This is a genomic window from Vibrio methylphosphonaticus, assembly GCF_023634655.1.
GTDB lineage: Bacteria > Pseudomonadota > Gammaproteobacteria > Enterobacterales > Vibrionaceae > Vibrio > Vibrio methylphosphonaticus.
On the sequence record NZ_JAMKMS010000002.1, the window covers coordinates 206,673 to 223,484 of the forward strand.

Sequence of the window (16,812 nt, forward strand, 5' to 3'; positions counted from 1 at the left end):
CAAATTAAAGCTGCCCAATTTTGGGCAGCTTGTTTTTTAAGGGTCTCGCAGAAGATCTTTGAGAAGGTAAAGGAACCATGACTGAATTACTAAACACGCTAAGCACACAAAACGAGTTTGTTGCTCGCCATAACGGTCCGAATAAATCAGACCAACAAAAAATGCTGGATGCCATCAATGCTCAAAATCTTGATGCCCTCATCACAGAAACCGTTCCAGCACAGATTCGCCTAGAACAACCAATGACACTGGCTGCGCCAATGAGCGAATCCGACATGTTGGTTGAAATGAAAAAGTTTGCGAATCTAAACCAAATCAAACGTTCATTTATCGGTCAAGGTTACTACAACACCTTCACTCCCAACGTTATTCTGCGTAATGTTTTAGAAAACCCAGGTTGGTACACGGCGTACACCCCTTATCAACCAGAGATTTCTCAAGGTCGTCTAGAAGCGCTACTTAACTACCAACAGATGGTCATGGACCTGACGGGTATGGAAATTGCCAACGCATCGTTACTTGATGAAGCTACCGCTGCAGCGGAAGCGATGACACTGTGTAAGCGTGCTGGTAAAAGCAAAAGCAAAACCTTCTTTGTTGCTGACGATGTTCACCCACAAACGATTGAAGTCGTGAAAACCCGTGCCGAGTTCATTGGTTTCGATGTCGTCATTGGTTCACTAGACTCTCTCGCTGAGCACGACGTATTTGGTGCTTTAGTTCAGTACCCAGGTACAACGGGTCAAGTACACGACCTCACTGACATTATTGCGACAGCGCAAGCTAATAAGACACTTGTAACGGTGGCCACTGACCTTCTTGCTTCAGCTCTACTCAAGCCTGCAGGCGAAATGGGCGCAGACGTTGTTATTGGTTCCGCGCAACGCTTTGGTGTTCCAATGGGTTACGGCGGTCCACATGCCGCCTTCATGGCAACCAAAGAAAAACACAAACGTACGATGCCAGGTCGTGTCATTGGCGTCTCTATAGATAGCAACGGCAACCAAGCGCTTCGTATGGCAATGCAAACGCGTGAGCAGCATATCCGCCGTGAGAAAGCCACCTCAAATATTTGTACTGCGCAAGCCCTTCTTGCCAACATGGCCTCTTTCTATGCGGTTTATCACGGTGAAGAAGGTCTAAAAACCATCGCTCGTCGTACTCACCACATGACGGCAATTTTGGCAGCTGGCCTAACTAAGTCTGGCTTTGAATTAGCGAATAACAGCTTCTTCGATACGATCACAATCAACACTGGTGATCAAACTGATGCGCTCTTCACTGCGGCTCAAAACGCTGATCTTAACCTACGTAAACTTGACGGTAAGTTAGGGGTAAGCTGTGATGAAACCACTACGGTTGACGACATTACTGCATTGTTTGCTGTATTTGGCGTAAACGACTCCGTTAACGAGCTATCTGCTGAAATCGCGAACAACGAATTTGCGGCAATTCCAGAGAACTGCCGCCGTAGCACTCGCTATCTAACGCACCCAGTATTTAATACGCATCACAGTGAAACTCAGATGATGCGTTACTTAAAGCAGCTAGAGAACAAAGATTTCTCACTGACACACGGTATGATTCCGCTAGGCAGCTGCACAATGAAGCTCAACGCTGCGGCTGAAATGATTCCAGTGACATGGCCTGAGTTTGGTTCTATTCACCCATTTGCTCCGCTTGAGCAAGCGGCGGGTTATACAGCCCTAGCGCAAGACCTTAAAGAAAAACTTTGCGAAATCACCGGCTATGACGACTTTTCGCTACAGCCTAACTCTGGCGCATCAGGCGAGTACGCGGGTCTTATCGCAATTCAACGCTACCATCAGAGCCGCGGCGAAGGTCACCGCAATGTTTGCTTGATTCCAAGTTCTGCTCACGGTACTAACCCTGCAACGGCGTCTATGGTGTCAATGAAAGTGGTAGTAGTGAAATGTGATGATGCTGGTAACATCGACATGATCGATCTTGCGGCCAAAATCGAAAAACATCGCGAAAACCTGTCAAGCATCATGATCACTTACCCTTCTACGCACGGTGTGTATGAAGAGCAAGTGAAAGAAGTGTGTGAAATGGTTCATGAAGCGGGCGGCCAAGTATACCTTGATGGCGCAAACATGAACGCTCAAGTCGGCCTTACAACCCCAGGTTTCATTGGCTCTGATGTTTCGCACCTTAACCTGCACAAAACCTTCTGTATTCCACACGGTGGCGGCGGTCCAGGTATGGGTCCTATCGGTGTTAAATCACACCTAGCACCTTTCCTTCCGGGTCACATCGAAAATGGTGTAGAAGGCGAAGACTATGCGGTTTCCGCGGCAGACTTAGGTAGCGCGTCTATCTTGCCTATCTCGTGGGCTTACATTGCTATGATGGGTGAACCTGGCCTGACGGAAGCAACGAAAGTCGCAATTTTGAACGCTAACTATGTGATGGAGAACCTACTACCTCACTACCCTGTTCTTTACCGTGGCACCAATGGCCGTGTTGCACACGAGTGCATCATTGACATTCGTCCATTGAAAGAAGAAACCGGCATTAGCGAAGAAGACATTGCCAAACGTCTAATGGACTATGGTTTCCACGCTCCAACCATGTCATTCCCAGTTGCTGGTACTTTAATGGTAGAGCCAACTGAGTCTGAAGATTTGGAAGAGCTAGACCGTTTCTGTGAAGCGATGATTGCGATTCGCAAAGAAATGACTCAAGTGAAAGACGGCGTTTGGCCGCTAGACAATAACCCGCTCGTTAATGCACCGCATACTCAAGTGGATCTGTCTTCTGACACATGGGAACGTCCATACTCACGTGAGCTGGCTTGCTTCCCATCAAGACAAGCAAAAGCGTCTAAGTACTGGCCAACCGTTAACCGTGTCGACAACGTATACGGCGATAGAAACCTAGTATGTAGCTGCCCAAGCATCGATAACTACATCGATTAATGTTCAGCTGACGTTAAATACAATGAAAAAGCGGACCTTAGGGTCCGCTTTTTTTATACATATGAGAATGGCTCTTAACCGCTAATCGAGGCTGTACCATGGCCTAAGATGCTATACGAGTCAAAGAACCGAGTACATCATTCAACAAGCTAGGTTCTCATCTACAGCTTAGCGCTATTACCTTTAAAGTATTCAAAACAAAGTCGCCATCCCCACTAACTCATCAGTGATGTATACCCGTGTGCCCCCATGTACAAACCAACCGCACTAATCAGAACCCCCGAGAAGTAAGGGGCTCGACGCGCAATATCGTTCAAGCTACTCCATTTAGATGTCGCTTTTCGTACGCCTACCGCGGCGACAACACCAACCGTAACCAACGTCAGAGCTAAACCAACGCTGAATGAAACAACCAAGGTTGCGCCAAGAGTCATCGCCTTAAGCTGCAAACAGATGAGCAAAACGGTTACAGCAGCCGGGCATGGAATTAATCCCCCTGTTAATCCAAAAAGCAGTATTTGCCCATTTGTCACTTCTTGGTTTTCAAATCGCTTTTGAATGTCTAAGGCATGAGCGCGTTCATGAGCATCTTGGTATTCCTTATTCTCGCTAACTGACTGCGCATTTGCATTGAAATGAACGTCAAAATCATGAGTATGATCGTGGTGTCCAATAGCCAATGTGACAGTGAAATCATCAGATGCCTCAACGCCGCATTCCGATTCCAAGTATCCAGCCTGTTCATTAAATATAATCGTATCAACGGTTTGCTTGTTTTTACTTGAAGCTATAACTTTGACACTGTCCGCCATTAAAGGCTTACCGTTAATCGTACGCAATTGGAAGCGATGATGACGTCCATCCGGAACAATAGAAAGAGAAATATGCCCATGTCCAGTATCTACCATTTGGGTTTTCCAGTCATGAGCATGGCTATGGGCGTTATACCAAGCTCGTTCGCCGCTCCACGTTCTCCAGAGCATCCATACACCTGTTGAAACAATAATGCCCCCTGAAATAAGTTGCATCCAAGGTTCAGCAGCTTCAGCGGTAAACTTCTGGCTAATGTACATCCCACCTACAGCAATTGACCATACAATAGCGGTATGAGAAATAGTCGCAGCTAACCCTAGCATAACCGCCTGTTTAACCGTCCCTTTCACCGCGACAATAAACGCTGCCATCATTGTTTTGGAGTGCCCAGGCTCTAATCCATGCAAAGCACCAAGTAAGATGGCGCTAGGAATAAAAAACCACCCATTCCCTTGTTGTAGTAATGCAACAAAATCCATTGCTATTCTCTGTAATCCATTCAAATTTACAAAAACTATACTCCCCCCTAGTATTAAATACTAGGGGGGAGTATAAATTTAGTGCTACATTATCGGTTAAAATCGCCCAGTAAGTCACCTTAAGAAGATAAGTCATGTCACACACAACCAGAGACCAAAAGAAGCTCAATACCCGCGTAAGTAAAATACAGGGACAAGTAAACGGACTAAAAAAAATGCTGGAAAAAGAACATGAGTGTCAAGATGTGTTGCAGCAAATAGCGGCTATTCGTGGTGCGGTAAATGGTTTGATGAGGGAAGTTATCAAAGGTCATTTACTTGAGCATGTAGTACTGGAAGAAGACAAACAGCAACGTGAAGCCGATATGGAAATCGTGCTGAAAGTTTTGGATTCTTATATCAAATAATGCAGAGGTTCAAGGCGGAAGCTGGCCCTAAGTTCGTTAATTTCTTAGTTTGTAAACTGTGACATAATGCAGTCCTCCGCGTCATAGCTAGCAGAGTTTGTTCAACTAAATCTTAATAAGCCGTTTTCTTCGCTATCCAGTTTTCTCCGCTATTGAATAACTGACCCGCGTTGATCCCTAGACAGGCTGGGCGACGTTGAACCCACGAGTAATATTGCAGAATGTTATCAAAGCAAAGACGGCAATCACTATCGATAAATGCCATGGTTGACTTAGCCCTAGTTGCACCAAAGACATACTGACAATTGACGATACGATCATTTGACCACCACCAGACAGCGCCGCAGCCGCACCGGCTTGCTTTTTGTATGGCAACATCACCATAGCCTGAGCACAAGGCATAGCAATACCGTTACCCAGAATCATGAGTAGCTGGCCGAACATCAGGTAGACAGGCTCAAGTGGACATAGAAACAACCAAAGTGCCGAAAAAGCATGAAGAACTGGAGTCCACAACAGCATTTTTCTACTGCCGATGATAGGGCGAACGCGATTGCAAAGCGTGGTACCCAAAATCATTCCTAGTGCGGGAATAAGCGCCCATAACGCGTACTCATCGGAATTCATTCCAATTTGGTTTTGCATGATAAACGGCATTACAGAAACCGTGGTTATCATCAGGCTAAAGTTCAGCCACCCTATACTCGCAAAGCTCATAAAGTAACGAGACCTGAGTAGTTCACGGTATTGCGTGATCATCATTCTAGGGGAAGGAATAGAAGACTTTTCTGCGACGGTTTCTTTAAACTTAACGGCAATGACAGCGCCTGCCAGCGCTACGTAGCTAAACAGCGAAACAAACACCATGCTCCAGCCAAAGTGATAGTTGATAAACCCGCCTAAAACAGGCGCTATCACCGGAGTAATCGATGCCGCCATCGCGATATATGACATCGCTAATGGGAGATCTGCGCCACTAAACTGATCGCGTGTCGATGCCCTAGCAAGTACGGCGCAGCAACCCGTCCCAAGCCCCTGTAAAAACCGCCCAAGCACCATGCCTTCAAAAGAATGCTGCATAAAAATAATCAGCGCTAAACCCAAAAGAGCAATCACAAGGCCACTAAGCAGCACTTTCTTTCTGCCTATTGCATCCGATATGGGACCATATAAAAACTGAGAAGGACCAAAGCCTAAAAGGTAAATGCCCACCAATAACTGCGCTTCATCAAGTGTGATATTAAAATCTTTCGCGATCCAAGGTAAAGATGGGAACACTAACCCCATACTAAGTTGACCAACGCTAATGATAAGGCAGGCGAGCAGAATGACTTTGTACCGAATTCCTTGAGTCATTGATATTCCGTAGTAAATGGCAGAAAAGCAAAAGCATATTGTATGACATGTTACGCTAATCCACTGACCGTTAGCTAGTTTTATAGATAAAAGTCATACTTACAGAGAACTTCCCCGTAATATGTGGTACCAATAACACTCACCAAGTGAACGGAATTCGCACAGCGAAATGCTCAATAATCGAGGCTGGATTTTTCGATACGTCAGTATTCTACAATCAAAAGACTAACGACGTTAATCAGCATTCTAATCGACTATCATGACCCGTTGTTTAGGCCGATTATTATTGGCTCACTGGTTAGAAACCTGAACATTAAGAGGCTAAAAAGGATGAGTGACGCAGAACGCAACAAGATAAATATGGGCATCACCACTATAGAGGCATTAGCAAAAGCCGCTGACTACTCCTTGTTGAACACGCTTAATCGCGACCCTGATGCCACGAGCACAGGCGAAGACTACACGCTAAGACCGGTGTTTTCTGGCCACTATGTTCCTGTTAAGCCCACGCCAATCGCCAACCCTATTTATGTCAGCCATAGTCGCTCGCTTTTTCGGGAACTGGGCTTAGACGATAAATTAGCGCAGACGGATGCATTCCGTCACTTGTTCTCTGGCGAATTAAGTCATGTCCCCAGTCCAATGGAAACGTTCGGTTGGGCGACAGGGTATGCGCTCTCTATTTATGGGACCGAGTACATCGAACAATGCCCATTTAAAACGGGCAACGGTTATGGCGATGGGCGAGCTATTTCTGTCTTTGAAGGCATTCTCAATAACCAACGTTGGGAAATGCAGCTAAAAGGCGGCGGCACAACACCATATTGCCGCGGCGCCGACGGACGAGCAGTGTTACGCTCTAGTGTAAGAGAATTTCTTGCGCAGGAATTCATGCATGCGCTAGGTGTACCATCAACGCGTTCCCTTAGCCTATTTGTATCGCAATCAGAAAGCGTCGATCGACCTTGGTATACAGATGGATCACACTCGGACAATCCCGACATTATGGTCTCAAACCCAGTGGCAATAACCACTCGTGTCGCATCGTCATTTTTACGAGTTGGCCAGCTTGAGTTATTTGCCCGTCGAGCCCGTAGTCAAACGTCCCCTGATGCAATTCGTGAACTCGAGATGATCGTTAACCATGCAATAGCGCGGGAGTATTCAGAGCAAATAGACATAAACGCGACGACTTCTCACAAGGTACTCGCTCTCGCAGTGGCCTTTCGAGAGAGGCTCACCTCGTTAATCACTCAGTGGATGCGTGTTGGCTTCTGCCAAGGTAACTTTAACAGTGACAACTGCGCAGTGGGTGGATTCACGCTCGACTTCGGTCCTTTTGGATTTTGTGAGCGTTTTGAACCTTATTTTCAGCCTTGGACAGGAGGCGGGCGTCATTTTTCCTTTTTCAACCAACCACTCGCTGCAGAGAAAAACTTCGAAAGTTTTTGTTCCGCGTTGATGCCGCTAATTCACTCTGATTCCGACAGCATTGAGAAACTCGGGCAAATACAGGACGACTTTTCAACCATCATGCACGAAAAGTTAAGCAGTATGTGGGCATCGAAACTCGGTCTTGATAACCTCGACAGCGACCTACTACAAGATCTGTTTAAGTTAATGATGGAGACTCATGTGGATTTCACTATCTTTTTCCGTCAGCTGTCGCATATCCCAAATGATATTTCGACGCTAGCGCAGAGCTTCTATACCTCACCAGAAGAAGATCTTCTGGCTCAGTGGCGAGATTGGTTAAGTCATTGGCGACGCCAAATTGATTCCTCGGCATGTCTTGATGACTTATCGAAGCGCATGAAGCAAGTTAACCCCAAATATACATGGCGTGAGTGGTTAGTCGTACCCGCTTACAAACAAGCGGAGCAACAAGAATTTGGTTTGATTCATGAGCTTCAAGCCGTATTGGCAGACCCTTATGGTGAGCAATCGCAAGACGTTGAACACAAGTATTATCAATTAAGGCCATTGAGTCTTTTCGATGTGGGTGGTGTGACGCATTACAGTTGTTCGTCTTAGTTAGGACGAAAGACTAGCGGTCAAGAATCAACACGCTAATGGTATTTAATTAATTGTTTTATTTAAAATTATAGTGCTGTTTTATTTAAGGTTATGGTGCTGTTTTTCTAGACCATCGTGTGAATCATCAACACTTGAGTAGGTTTAGCACTTAGTGCTAAACCTACTTACAGGATAATGAAATGCAACATTCCTACTACTTCATTGCTTTCACATAAGGAAGCACTCGGAATCCATCACGTACTTTTTGGCTTGGAATGTAATGGCGGAAAGCCAAGTTAAACACGCCAGAGTCGTTCACTGTTTTGATGTTGTTTACTGCATCATCACCACAACCAAAGCTAACAGTGTAAGTGCCGTCTGCATTTTTATCAGCCGTGTTCGAGCTTACGTTTGCCACTTCACCAAACATGAAACCTTGCTTGTTGTAGACCGTTACCGACCAAAACGCTTGGTTCTTAGGGTCTTCAAACGTTGCTTGATGACAAGTGTCCGCGGGGAAGTTTCCAGATACTTCGTAAATATTGTCTTCTAACTGCGCACCACCCCAACCGATAGCCGCACCCACCGCGTACTTCTCTTTGGTAAACATCTCTTTTGACGCATCTTCCGGGCTGGTAAACATGCCAAACGTCGCTTGAGCACCATCACGTTTCAATAGTTTTGGCATTTCCATTTTAAGGTTTTTCTCTACCTCATCAAACGATGTTTCATCCACTTGCATCGCTGTGAATTCAGCGTCTGCTTTTGCATCAATGCTCATCTTATCTTGGATTTTATGCACTTCATCTTTGGTGAACGTCGCATCGGTACGAACGATGACATAAACGTGGTCGCCACTGTGAGTAGAAAGATCAAACGTACCAGAACCGTATTGCATTGGCTGAATGCGGTGGTCTTCTGTAATGACTTCCATCGACATGTATTTGCCTTCAGGAATCTCAGGTAACGTGATAGTCGCGCCCTGTGAAACGTTAATCACAGCCATCGAGTAGTATGTGTCTCGGTTCATTCGAACGACAGGTTGTTTGTCTGTTGGTGTGAGCTCGCGTTTATGTAGGAATTTATTAACACCAGCAAGCTCTTGGTTTTTTAAATATTGGCGTGACGTTTCGTACACCGCGTAATTGTCGACGGTGGTGACTTCACCATCGGCATTGAAGAACTCTGTCAGAGTGGACACTTCTTCAGCTGCGAAAGAAGAAAGTGAAACTGCGCTTAAACCTAAAACTACTAATGCTAATTTTTTCATTGTTGACCTCTAATAAAATCGAACACGCTAAATCGATACATAGTCCATTTGTGCTTTCGAGCAGTTAGTCGTTAACCGCTCAACTTGTGAACAATGTTATCAAGACAGCACAAATTCACAAATGACATCGCCGTATAATAGATATGCAGCGAAGTAATGTTACTTATCAAGCATTATTCTTGATTGAAATACTAACAATACAGTAGCCTATTTATAGACCATGATATTTGGTATTTCCAAAGTAGTGGTAAATAAGGATAGGTTGATCGCGTGTGACGAAATTATTTTCGACTACCCTTAGCAAAGGTGATTTAAACAATTGCTTTAACTGACAATATTTATATTTTCGCCATCTGGTGACCTAAATCTCACTTGATTAATTAATCAATAGGTAAGCAAATGAACCCAACTTTAGACGCTATAAACCAACTAAAGCAGCAGATGGAATCCGCAGTAATCGGCCAGCAACATATGGTCGACACATTACTGGTTGCGCTCCTTACAAACGGCAATGTATTGCTTGAAGGATTACCAGGAACCGCAAAAACTCGTTCTATCAAATCATTGGCTTCTGCCCTACAAGTTGACCTTGGTCGTGTTCAATTCACTCCAGATTTGTTGCCTTCGGACGTAACAGGCACAGAGGTATATCAAGACGTAGATGGCAAACCAACGCTCACCTTCCAACCGGGCCCAGTTTTCAACAATCTATTGCTGGCCGATGAGATCAACCGCTCCCCAGCAAAGGTACAAGCTGCATTGTTAGAAGCGATGGAAGAGCGACAAATCACCGTAGCTGGCAAGACTTACAAATTGCCTGACCTATTCATGGTGTTAGCGACACAAAACCCGGTAGAACAAGAAGGGACTTACCCACTGCCAGAAGCGCAAATGGACAGATTTATCATGAAAATAAATCTTGATTATCCAGACGCGGATGCCGAAGAGCAGATCATTAAGATGGTTCGCAGTGAGGAAAAACCAAGCACAGACAAACCTGCACCTATTGATCCTCAATGCATTTTTGATGCTCGTGATCAACTACGCGACATACATTGTAGCGACGCGGTTCTTAAATACATTGTTGCGATTGTGGTGGCAACAAGACAACCCGAGTTGTACCCAGAGTCACCGCTGTCACAGTGGATTGGTGTTGGTTCGAGCCCGCGTGCAACCATCGCGTTAGACAAGTGTTCACGAGCAATGGCATGGCTAAACGGTAAAGATTTTGTCGACCCTGATGATGTTCGTAAAGTGGTTCATGGCGTTCTGCGTCACCGCTTGATTCTGTCCTACGATGCGCTGGCTGAAGGCGTCAGTTCAGACCGAGTCATCGATGAGATTTTGTCTCAGGTTGCAGTTGCGTAACGCGAGAGGTCACCATGGAGACGAAACCAACACTTGATCCTGATATCTATACCAATCTGAAGGCATTACGATTGTTGAAATACAAGGCGCATGGCTTTGACTTTCTACCTAATCAGCCAATCAACAGTGCGTTAACCGGTCGCCATGTGTCGAAGCTACGTGGACGTGGATTGAACTTTGAAGAGATGCGTCACTACCAAATTGGCGACGACATTCGCACCATGGATTGGAAAGTGACCAATAGAACGGGCAAGCCACACGTCAAGATATTCTCTGAAGAGCGCGAGCGTAACGTTTATGTGATGGTCGACCAGCGCACCAGCATGTTCTTTGGCAGTACCGGCCGAATGAAATCTGTGGTTGCGGCAGAAATCGCAGCTTTGATTGCTTGGAAAGTCATCGACAGTACCGATCGGGTGGGCGCCATTGTTTATAACGACAGCACTGCTCTGCCTATTTCACCACAACGCAGCGCAAATCACGTACTCAAAATACTCAATGAAGTTGCGAGCAAAAATCAGCAGCTCAAGGCGGGAAAGGCTCAAGACACCCAATCCAATTCGTTCGCTAAATTGTTTCATCAGGCGCAGAGGTTAGTTAAGCATGATGGGTTAGTGATCTTGATTACCGATGGCTACGGCTATAACGAGCGCAGTGAAGAGCAGATAAAAGCGCTGTGTCAGCACAACGATGTGGTGTTGTGTCATGTCACCGACCCACTGGAGCATGATTTAGCCACGCTCAATAAGATGGTACTCAGCGACGGGCAATTGCAATTATCCGTATCAGGCCAAGAAGCACAGTTACGCGATGCATTCGCCAAAGACGTGGTTCAAGCCATTGATAATTTCACGGCAGTAGCGAAGAAATATCGAATCCCTGTCTTGCCTTTCAACACCGTCGATCCAACCGATGTTCAGCTTAGAAAAGCACTCGGCGCGAGTTAACTAACTGAGAATGCAGACTATGACGACTAACACTGGGCTTGAGCCTTTACAGCCAGAGAACGTGAATCCATTGATGGCTTCTTTGTCTGAGCCTTCTTTGCCAGAAAGTATTTCGTGGCTACCAAATGCAGCAGGCTGGTACTGGCTACTCTTGTTGCTGTTTTGCTTCGCTTTATATCGTGTCTATTTAGTTATTCAAAAGTACTTAGCAAACACATACCGACGCGCTGCCTTAGTGGAGTTAGAGCAACTCTCTTTGGAGGCTCAGTCTGGTGACATTTCATCATTTCAAAAGCTACCACAACTGATACGAAGAACCGCATTGTATGCCTTCCCTCGTGCAGAGGTCGCTCCTTTAACCGGCACAGATTGGGAAAAGTGGTTAGACGACCATTGCGCCAATCGCCAATTTTCAACCGAGTTCTCTACATCGGAACTCTCAGGCGTACTTGCTCAACTCGCCTACTCTTCAGCAGCGACATTAACGGAAGAAAAACGACACGCCATCATGGAGAACGTTGCACTTTGGATAAAGCATCACGAGGTGTCACATGATTGAATTTGAATACCCTATAGCGTTTGCACTGCTCTGCTTACCCTTTGCTTTGTATTGGTTGTTGCCTGTTTACAAAGAGTCAAAAAGCGCGATTCAAGTGCCCTTTTTTGATCGCCTTATTGCCGTGTCTTCACAAGATCCCTCTGAAACCGCGGTCAAGATGAGCCGACGTAAAGTGCAATGGCTGTTGGTCATTATTAGCTATCTCGCTTTAGTCGTCGCGATTGCTAAGCCGATGTGGGTAGGCGAACCCATTGAACAAAAAAAATCCGCTCGCGAAATTATGGTCGCACTTGATCTGTCAGGTTCGATGTCTGAAGAGGATTTTGCCGATACAGAAGGCAATAAACACGACCGTTTAACGATAGCAAAACAGGTATTGCGTGAATTCGCAGCCCAGCGAGAACATGATCGCTTGGGGTTAATCTTGTTTGCCGACTCTGCTTATGTTCAAGCGCCATTTACAGAAGATATTAACGTGTGGCAATCGCTACTCGAAGACGTTGAGCTTGGCTACGCTGGATTTCAAACCGCTTTTGGCGATGCGATTGGCTTATCAATTGCCGTATTCGAACAAGAACAGAGCCGACAACGAGTGATGATTCTGCTCACCGACGGTGATGACACAAGCTCGAAAATGCCCCCTGTCAAAGCCGCGGAAATCGCCGCCAAATATGGCGTGAAGATTTACACCATTGCAATTGGTGACCCGAGCACCAAAGGTCGCTACAAGATGGATCTTCCAACACTAGAGAAAGTATCAGCAGCAACTGGCGGGCAGATGTTTCACGCCATGGACCGAAAACAACTCGAACAAGCTTACGCAACGATAGACGAACTAGAACAGCAAGAGTTCGAGCTTTTATCTCACCGTCCTAAACACAGCTTGCACCACTATGCATTTGGCGTGTGTCTTGTGAGCAACCTACTCGCGGCCTTAATGGTGTTTGGTGCCAATCTGCGTCGTCAAAGGCGTCATCAAAAAGAAATAAAGCGCGTGATTCGCCGTAGAGAGGAGCTCACCAATGACTGATTTCAATACATGGTTTGGTGGCGATATCAGCCAGTTTCATTTCATCCGCCCATTATGGTTGTTTGCATTGGTCCCGTTCGTGTTGTTTTATCGCGCACTTGTTCAACAAGACGATTTGGTCACGCAGTGGCAACCTGTGATGTCTAAAAACATGGTGGAACATCTGTCTCTCAACCAAGATCGAGCGCGTATAGTTTCTCCTAATCGATTGTTTTTGGTGTTTGCAGTTTTCGCCACGCTCATTATGGCGGGTCCAACGTGGCAGCAACAACCTTCACCATTTTTTGAAGACAATTCTGAGCTGGTGATCGCCTTGGATGTCTCTGATTCAATGAATAAAACCGATATCCAACCGTCACGATTAGAGCGCGCTAAACAGAAGATCAATCAACTTGTCGAACTGCGCGGCGACGCAAAAACTGGTTTAGTCATATACGGCGGCAGTGCGCATGTCGCTATGCCTGTCACCAAAGACAAAGCGTTAACGCGCTACTTCCTCGATGTATTGGATGGAAGCTTGTTGCCAGATAACGAGAGCAAACCGGCTTCGGTGTTAAAGCCAACGCTCAAGCTAATCTCACAAGCAAAAGCACCATCAACGGTTTTGATACTGACGGACAAGACCAATGACCAAGCGATAGAAGAATTCACTAAAGCGTTTGAACAACAGCAACACCAAGTGATCGTTTGGGCGATGGGTGAAAACCCACAAAGTGGCGGAAATGGCACGGCAGGTTTAACAGAAACTCAACTCGCTTCACTGTCACAACTCGCGCAAGCAGGTCATGGAAACATGGTTTCATTCACCCACGATGCTAGCGATGTAGAAGCGGTTTATCAGGGCATTCAAAACAACCTGTTTGCGGTCAGCGATAACGCCCTACCTTGGTTAGATGCCGGCTATTGGTTACTGTTCTTGTTGCTGCCTATCCAATTGATGTGGTTTAGAAAAGGGTGGACACTTCAATGGTAAATAATGAAAACGTAATTAATGAAAAAATAGATAATCTGACGAAGCCAACAACTTCGACTACAAACAAAGCCAGTCGTTTACCTTGGTTATCCAAACTTAAGCCAATGCACTTGTTGCTTGTGCTTATTGCAGGAAATCTGATTTGGGGAATCGCCGATAAGCACGCACTTTTTGATTTCTGGCTATCCAATGATCAACACGCTTATGTCGAGTTCAAGCAAGGCAACTACGCGCAAAGTGCTGCTCTGTTCGATGATCCAACATGGAAAGCCTACAGTCGTTATCTGTCAGGTGATTTCCTTGGCGCGATTGACCAATTAAGCCCACAAAAGAGTGAACAAAGTAACGAACCGACAGCGCTGACTGATTTTGCTAAGTTAATCGTCGCGAACAGCTACGCTCATACCGCTCAATTTGATAAAGCCACTGCGCTTTACACCGAACTGTTGAACAACGAAAAGTATTCAGAACAAGCGACCAACAACCTCGCCGTTGTGGAAGCCGCGATAGAGAAAATCAAGAACACACCACCGACAAAACAAGATTCAGAAAAAGTCATTGATGATAGGAAATTGGTCGACGACGAACCAAAAGAAGGGAGTCAGAAGGCGCTCGTGATCTCTGACCAAGTTTGGCTAAAACAGGTCAGGCAGAATCCATCTAAGTTTCTAAGACAAAAATTTCAGCAGGAATACAGCAATGAACAAAACTAAATCGACAGTCCGATCATTCGACCTTCTGAAATGTTGGTTTGCTGTCTTATCCGCGATGGTGCTTTTAATTTCAATGCCTGCAAGTGCTAATGACATAAGCCAGCTTATCAGTGACGGTGAATTGAAGCTAAACATTGAAATTAAAGCTCAGGGTGTCGCAGTGAAACAACAAGTCGCACTCGACGTTGAGGTATTGAGTACCCGCCCCTTTAAAGAAGAGTTGGCATTACCTTACTTAGATATACCCAACACAGTCGTAAAAAAAGATGAGCAGAAAGTCGCGCGTTCAGCACGCACAATTGAAGGCACCAAGTGGTTTACACAAAAAGCACGTTACTACTTGTACCCAATGCAAGCTGGCGAGTTTACCGTCCCTGAATTGAACATTCCCGTTAGCGTAGAGCTTGCTAGCAAAAACGTTGTTGAGGGGGCGATTCAATCGCAACCCATTCACTTTACATCCAAAATGCCCGTGAGCAACATTGATACAGACGCGTTGATTGTTAGCCCAAATGCTGAGCTTTCAATATCAACCGATCGTCCATTAACCGACGAATTCGAAGTTGGCCACGCTGTCACTGCCACGTATACATTGAGCGTGGCAAACTCACACATGATGTTGCTGCCGGAGATCAATATCCCAGACATATCTGGCGTTGAGTTGTATCGCAAGCCAGCAGTCAAAGAAAACGTGTTCAATCGTCTGAATAAAAGCAATACCGCGACACTCAAACAACAGGTAACGTTAATTCTTCAAGAGCAAGGGAAAGTCGTCTTACCAAAACAGACCATGACGTGGTGGAACACAAGAACCAATCAGCTGGAATCGTTGACGGTAGAGCAGCAAACGCTTCAAGTCGGTGACGCAAAGTTATTAGACTCGTTGAGTACTAACTCAGGGTTTCAAACCGTTTCGAACTGGATAAACCAATATTGGTATTATCTCGTCATCGCTGCGCTTTTCATTGCCTCGACTGCGCGGCTAGTAACCAACCATTTTAGCGAGTTACAACGCTATTTTGCCGCACGCCAGCAACTGAATACCAAGAAGTTAAGCATTCAGTTTTGTCGACATATTGAAAGAAAGCAGTACAACAAAGCGGTGCAAGATATCTATGAACTCGCCGGACAAACACCTACTTCTAACGGTCATTTTCCATCATCTTTGGATCCTGAATCCATCATGATTTGGAATAAATTACTAACGCTTGAGTATTCAAAAAGTACGACTGACGCCATTTCCGAGATGGAAACTAAGACACTATTAAAGGCAATCAATCACTTAGAAAAAAAACAAGCATCGCCTTTTAAGTTTAATTGGAACTTAAATTAATAGTTAACGAGTCAGAGTCAATTAGAATAAAGATGGCGACGCTTTGATGAAGTTTCCTATATATGCTGACGTGGACAGCAGAACCTGCCGAGAACGACATTTCATATCAAACCTCCTATGAAATGCTATCAATTCAGGTGGTAAAACCACTACATGCACAAACGAGTCAATCGTTCATTTGCTCAAAAGACACAACATCGCCACGATCACGATACATCGTGAGGCAACCTTTATCTTTATCTTTGTCTTTATCTTTGTCTTTATCTTTGTCTTCCGGCGTTGTCTTTACGGCAACGCTAGTTTAGTAGATTAATCGAACGGATTTCTCGTTAACTATTCAACGTATAAATAGTAATTATTCAAACACTTAATTACTATTTATACACAAACTATTATTCAAGACCCTATCCAATCATCTCGTATTCAAATAATTCCAATCTACGTACACCTCACCAATACGGCACCTAATTTTTTGACTTTATCAATACAGCACCTCTTTACTTTATAACTTTATCAATAGAGCTGCATCATTTAAGTATGTCGATGGATTGAGCATTCAAACTGTATTAATAGATTTTTGTCTCTTACACTAAATTAGTTCGCTGC

Annotated in this window: 13 protein-coding genes; 10 read left to right on the forward strand and 3 right to left on the reverse strand. The window is 45.1% G+C overall.

Translation table 11 applies throughout. From position 1 onward, the window contains the following. The first annotated feature begins 77 nt into the window (after positions 1 to 77). Entirely contained in the window at positions 78 to 2,942 is a 2,865-nt protein-coding gene (gene gcvP / locus M9196_RS03265) for an aminomethyl-transferring glycine dehydrogenase (protein WP_250616092.1), read from the forward strand. Between the two features lie 215 nt (positions 2,943 to 3,157). Here gcvP and M9196_RS03270 read toward each other — a convergent pair whose 3' ends face one another. Then, positions 3,158 to 4,234 (reverse strand): nickel/cobalt efflux protein RcnA, encoded by a 1,077-nt coding sequence (locus M9196_RS03270; RefSeq protein WP_250616093.1) that lies wholly within the window; start codon positions 4,232 to 4,234, stop codon positions 3,158 to 3,160. A gap of 134 nt (positions 4,235 to 4,368) precedes the next feature. On the opposite strand from M9196_RS03270, the gene rcnR reads away from it, so the two are divergent. Next, on the forward strand, positions 4,369 to 4,641 hold the full coding sequence (gene rcnR / locus M9196_RS03275) for a Ni(II)/Co(II)-binding transcriptional repressor RcnR (protein ID WP_250616094.1): 273 nt from the start codon (positions 4,369 to 4,371) through the stop codon (positions 4,639 to 4,641). Positions 4,642 to 4,818: 177 nt separating this feature from the next. Here rcnR and M9196_RS03280 read toward each other — a convergent pair whose 3' ends face one another. Then, the gene (locus M9196_RS03280) at positions 4,819 to 5,997 is read right to left on the reverse strand and encodes a multidrug effflux MFS transporter (protein WP_250616095.1); all 1,179 of its coding nucleotides are present in this window, start codon (positions 5,995 to 5,997) and stop codon (positions 4,819 to 4,821) included. 330 nt (positions 5,998 to 6,327) lie between these two features. On the opposite strand from M9196_RS03280, the gene M9196_RS03285 reads away from it, so the two are divergent. Continuing rightward, the gene (locus M9196_RS03285) at positions 6,328 to 8,031 is read left to right on the forward strand and encodes a protein adenylyltransferase SelO (protein WP_250616096.1); all 1,704 of its coding nucleotides are present in this window, start codon (positions 6,328 to 6,330) and stop codon (positions 8,029 to 8,031) included. A 196-nt stretch (positions 8,032 to 8,227) separates the two neighbouring features. Here the strand turns inward: M9196_RS03285 and M9196_RS03290 are convergent, their stop codons facing one another. Next, positions 8,228 to 9,283: a DUF1254 domain-containing protein gene (locus M9196_RS03290; RefSeq protein ID WP_250616097.1), complete on the reverse strand. Its 1,056-nt coding sequence runs from the start codon at positions 9,281 to 9,283 to the stop codon at positions 8,228 to 8,230. 399 nt (positions 9,284 to 9,682) lie between these two features. Here M9196_RS03290 and M9196_RS03295 point away from each other — a divergent pair, with 399 nt between their 5' ends. Genes M9196_RS03295 through M9196_RS03325 form a run of 7 tightly spaced genes read left to right on the forward strand, consistent with a single transcriptional unit; the run spans position 9,683 to position 16,206 of the window. Continuing rightward, positions 9,683 to 10,651: an AAA family ATPase gene (locus M9196_RS03295; RefSeq protein ID WP_250616098.1), complete on the forward strand. Its 969-nt coding sequence runs from the start codon at positions 9,683 to 9,685 to the stop codon at positions 10,649 to 10,651. A 14-nt stretch (positions 10,652 to 10,665) separates the two neighbouring features. Beyond that, on the forward strand, positions 10,666 to 11,598 hold the full coding sequence (locus M9196_RS03300; protein WP_250616099.1) for a DUF58 domain-containing protein: 933 nt from the start codon (positions 10,666 to 10,668) through the stop codon (positions 11,596 to 11,598). Between the two features lie 19 nt (positions 11,599 to 11,617). Further along, a complete protein-coding gene (locus M9196_RS03305; RefSeq protein ID WP_250616100.1) occupies positions 11,618 to 12,157 on the forward strand; it encodes a DUF4381 domain-containing protein in 540 nt (179 codons plus the stop codon). After that, positions 12,150 to 13,187, forward strand: a complete 1,038-nt coding sequence (locus tag M9196_RS03310) for a vWA domain-containing protein (RefSeq protein ID WP_250616101.1) — start codon at positions 12,150 to 12,152, stop codon at positions 13,185 to 13,187. Before M9196_RS03305 ends, M9196_RS03310 begins: the two co-directional genes overlap by 8 nt. Then, a complete protein-coding gene (locus M9196_RS03315) occupies positions 13,180 to 14,160 on the forward strand; it encodes a VWA domain-containing protein (RefSeq protein ID WP_250616102.1) in 981 nt (326 codons plus the stop codon). Before M9196_RS03310 ends, M9196_RS03315 begins: the two co-directional genes overlap by 8 nt. Beyond that, complete coding sequence (locus tag M9196_RS03320; RefSeq protein WP_250616103.1) at positions 14,154 to 14,873, forward strand: hypothetical protein; 720 nt, start codon at positions 14,154 to 14,156, stop codon at positions 14,871 to 14,873. The genes M9196_RS03315 and M9196_RS03320 overlap by 7 nt, the downstream gene beginning before the upstream one ends. Further along, positions 14,860 to 16,206 (forward strand): BatD family protein, encoded by a 1,347-nt coding sequence (locus M9196_RS03325; RefSeq protein WP_250616104.1) that lies wholly within the window; start codon positions 14,860 to 14,862, stop codon positions 16,204 to 16,206. The genes M9196_RS03320 and M9196_RS03325 overlap by 14 nt, the downstream gene beginning before the upstream one ends. Positions 16,207 to 16,812 lie beyond the last annotated feature (606 nt).

What these genes read in the sequence shown, in the direction of transcription:
- M9196_RS03295 (WP_250616098.1), top strand. Translation starts at nt 9,683, where the DNA reads ATGAACCCAACTTTAGACGCTATAAACCAACTAAAGCAGCAGATGGAA.
- M9196_RS03310 (WP_250616101.1), top strand. Translation starts at nt 12,150, where the DNA reads ATGATTGAATTTGAATACCCTATAGCGTTTGCACTGCTCTGCTTACCC.
- M9196_RS03280 (WP_250616095.1), bottom strand. Translation starts at nt 5,997, where the DNA reads ATGACTCAAGGAATTCGGTACAAAGTCATTCTGCTCGCCTGCCTTATC.
- M9196_RS03320 (WP_250616103.1), top strand. Translation starts at nt 14,154, where the DNA reads ATGGTAAATAATGAAAACGTAATTAATGAAAAAATAGATAATCTGACG.
- M9196_RS03305 (WP_250616100.1), top strand. Translation starts at nt 11,618, where the DNA reads ATGACGACTAACACTGGGCTTGAGCCTTTACAGCCAGAGAACGTGAAT.
- M9196_RS03285 (WP_250616096.1), top strand. Translation starts at nt 6,328, where the DNA reads ATGAGTGACGCAGAACGCAACAAGATAAATATGGGCATCACCACTATA.
- M9196_RS03270 (WP_250616093.1), bottom strand. Translation starts at nt 4,234, where the DNA reads ATGGATTTTGTTGCATTACTACAACAAGGGAATGGGTGGTTTTTTATT.
- M9196_RS03290 (WP_250616097.1), bottom strand. Translation starts at nt 9,283, where the DNA reads ATGAAAAAATTAGCATTAGTAGTTTTAGGTTTAAGCGCAGTTTCACTT.
- M9196_RS03315 (WP_250616102.1), top strand. Translation starts at nt 13,180, where the DNA reads ATGACTGATTTCAATACATGGTTTGGTGGCGATATCAGCCAGTTTCAT.
- rcnR (WP_250616094.1), top strand. Translation starts at nt 4,369, where the DNA reads ATGTCACACACAACCAGAGACCAAAAGAAGCTCAATACCCGCGTAAGT.
- gcvP (WP_250616092.1), top strand. Translation starts at nt 78, where the DNA reads ATGACTGAATTACTAAACACGCTAAGCACACAAAACGAGTTTGTTGCT.
- M9196_RS03325 (WP_250616104.1), top strand. Translation starts at nt 14,860, where the DNA reads ATGAACAAAACTAAATCGACAGTCCGATCATTCGACCTTCTGAAATGT.
- M9196_RS03300 (WP_250616099.1), top strand. Translation starts at nt 10,666, where the DNA reads ATGGAGACGAAACCAACACTTGATCCTGATATCTATACCAATCTGAAG.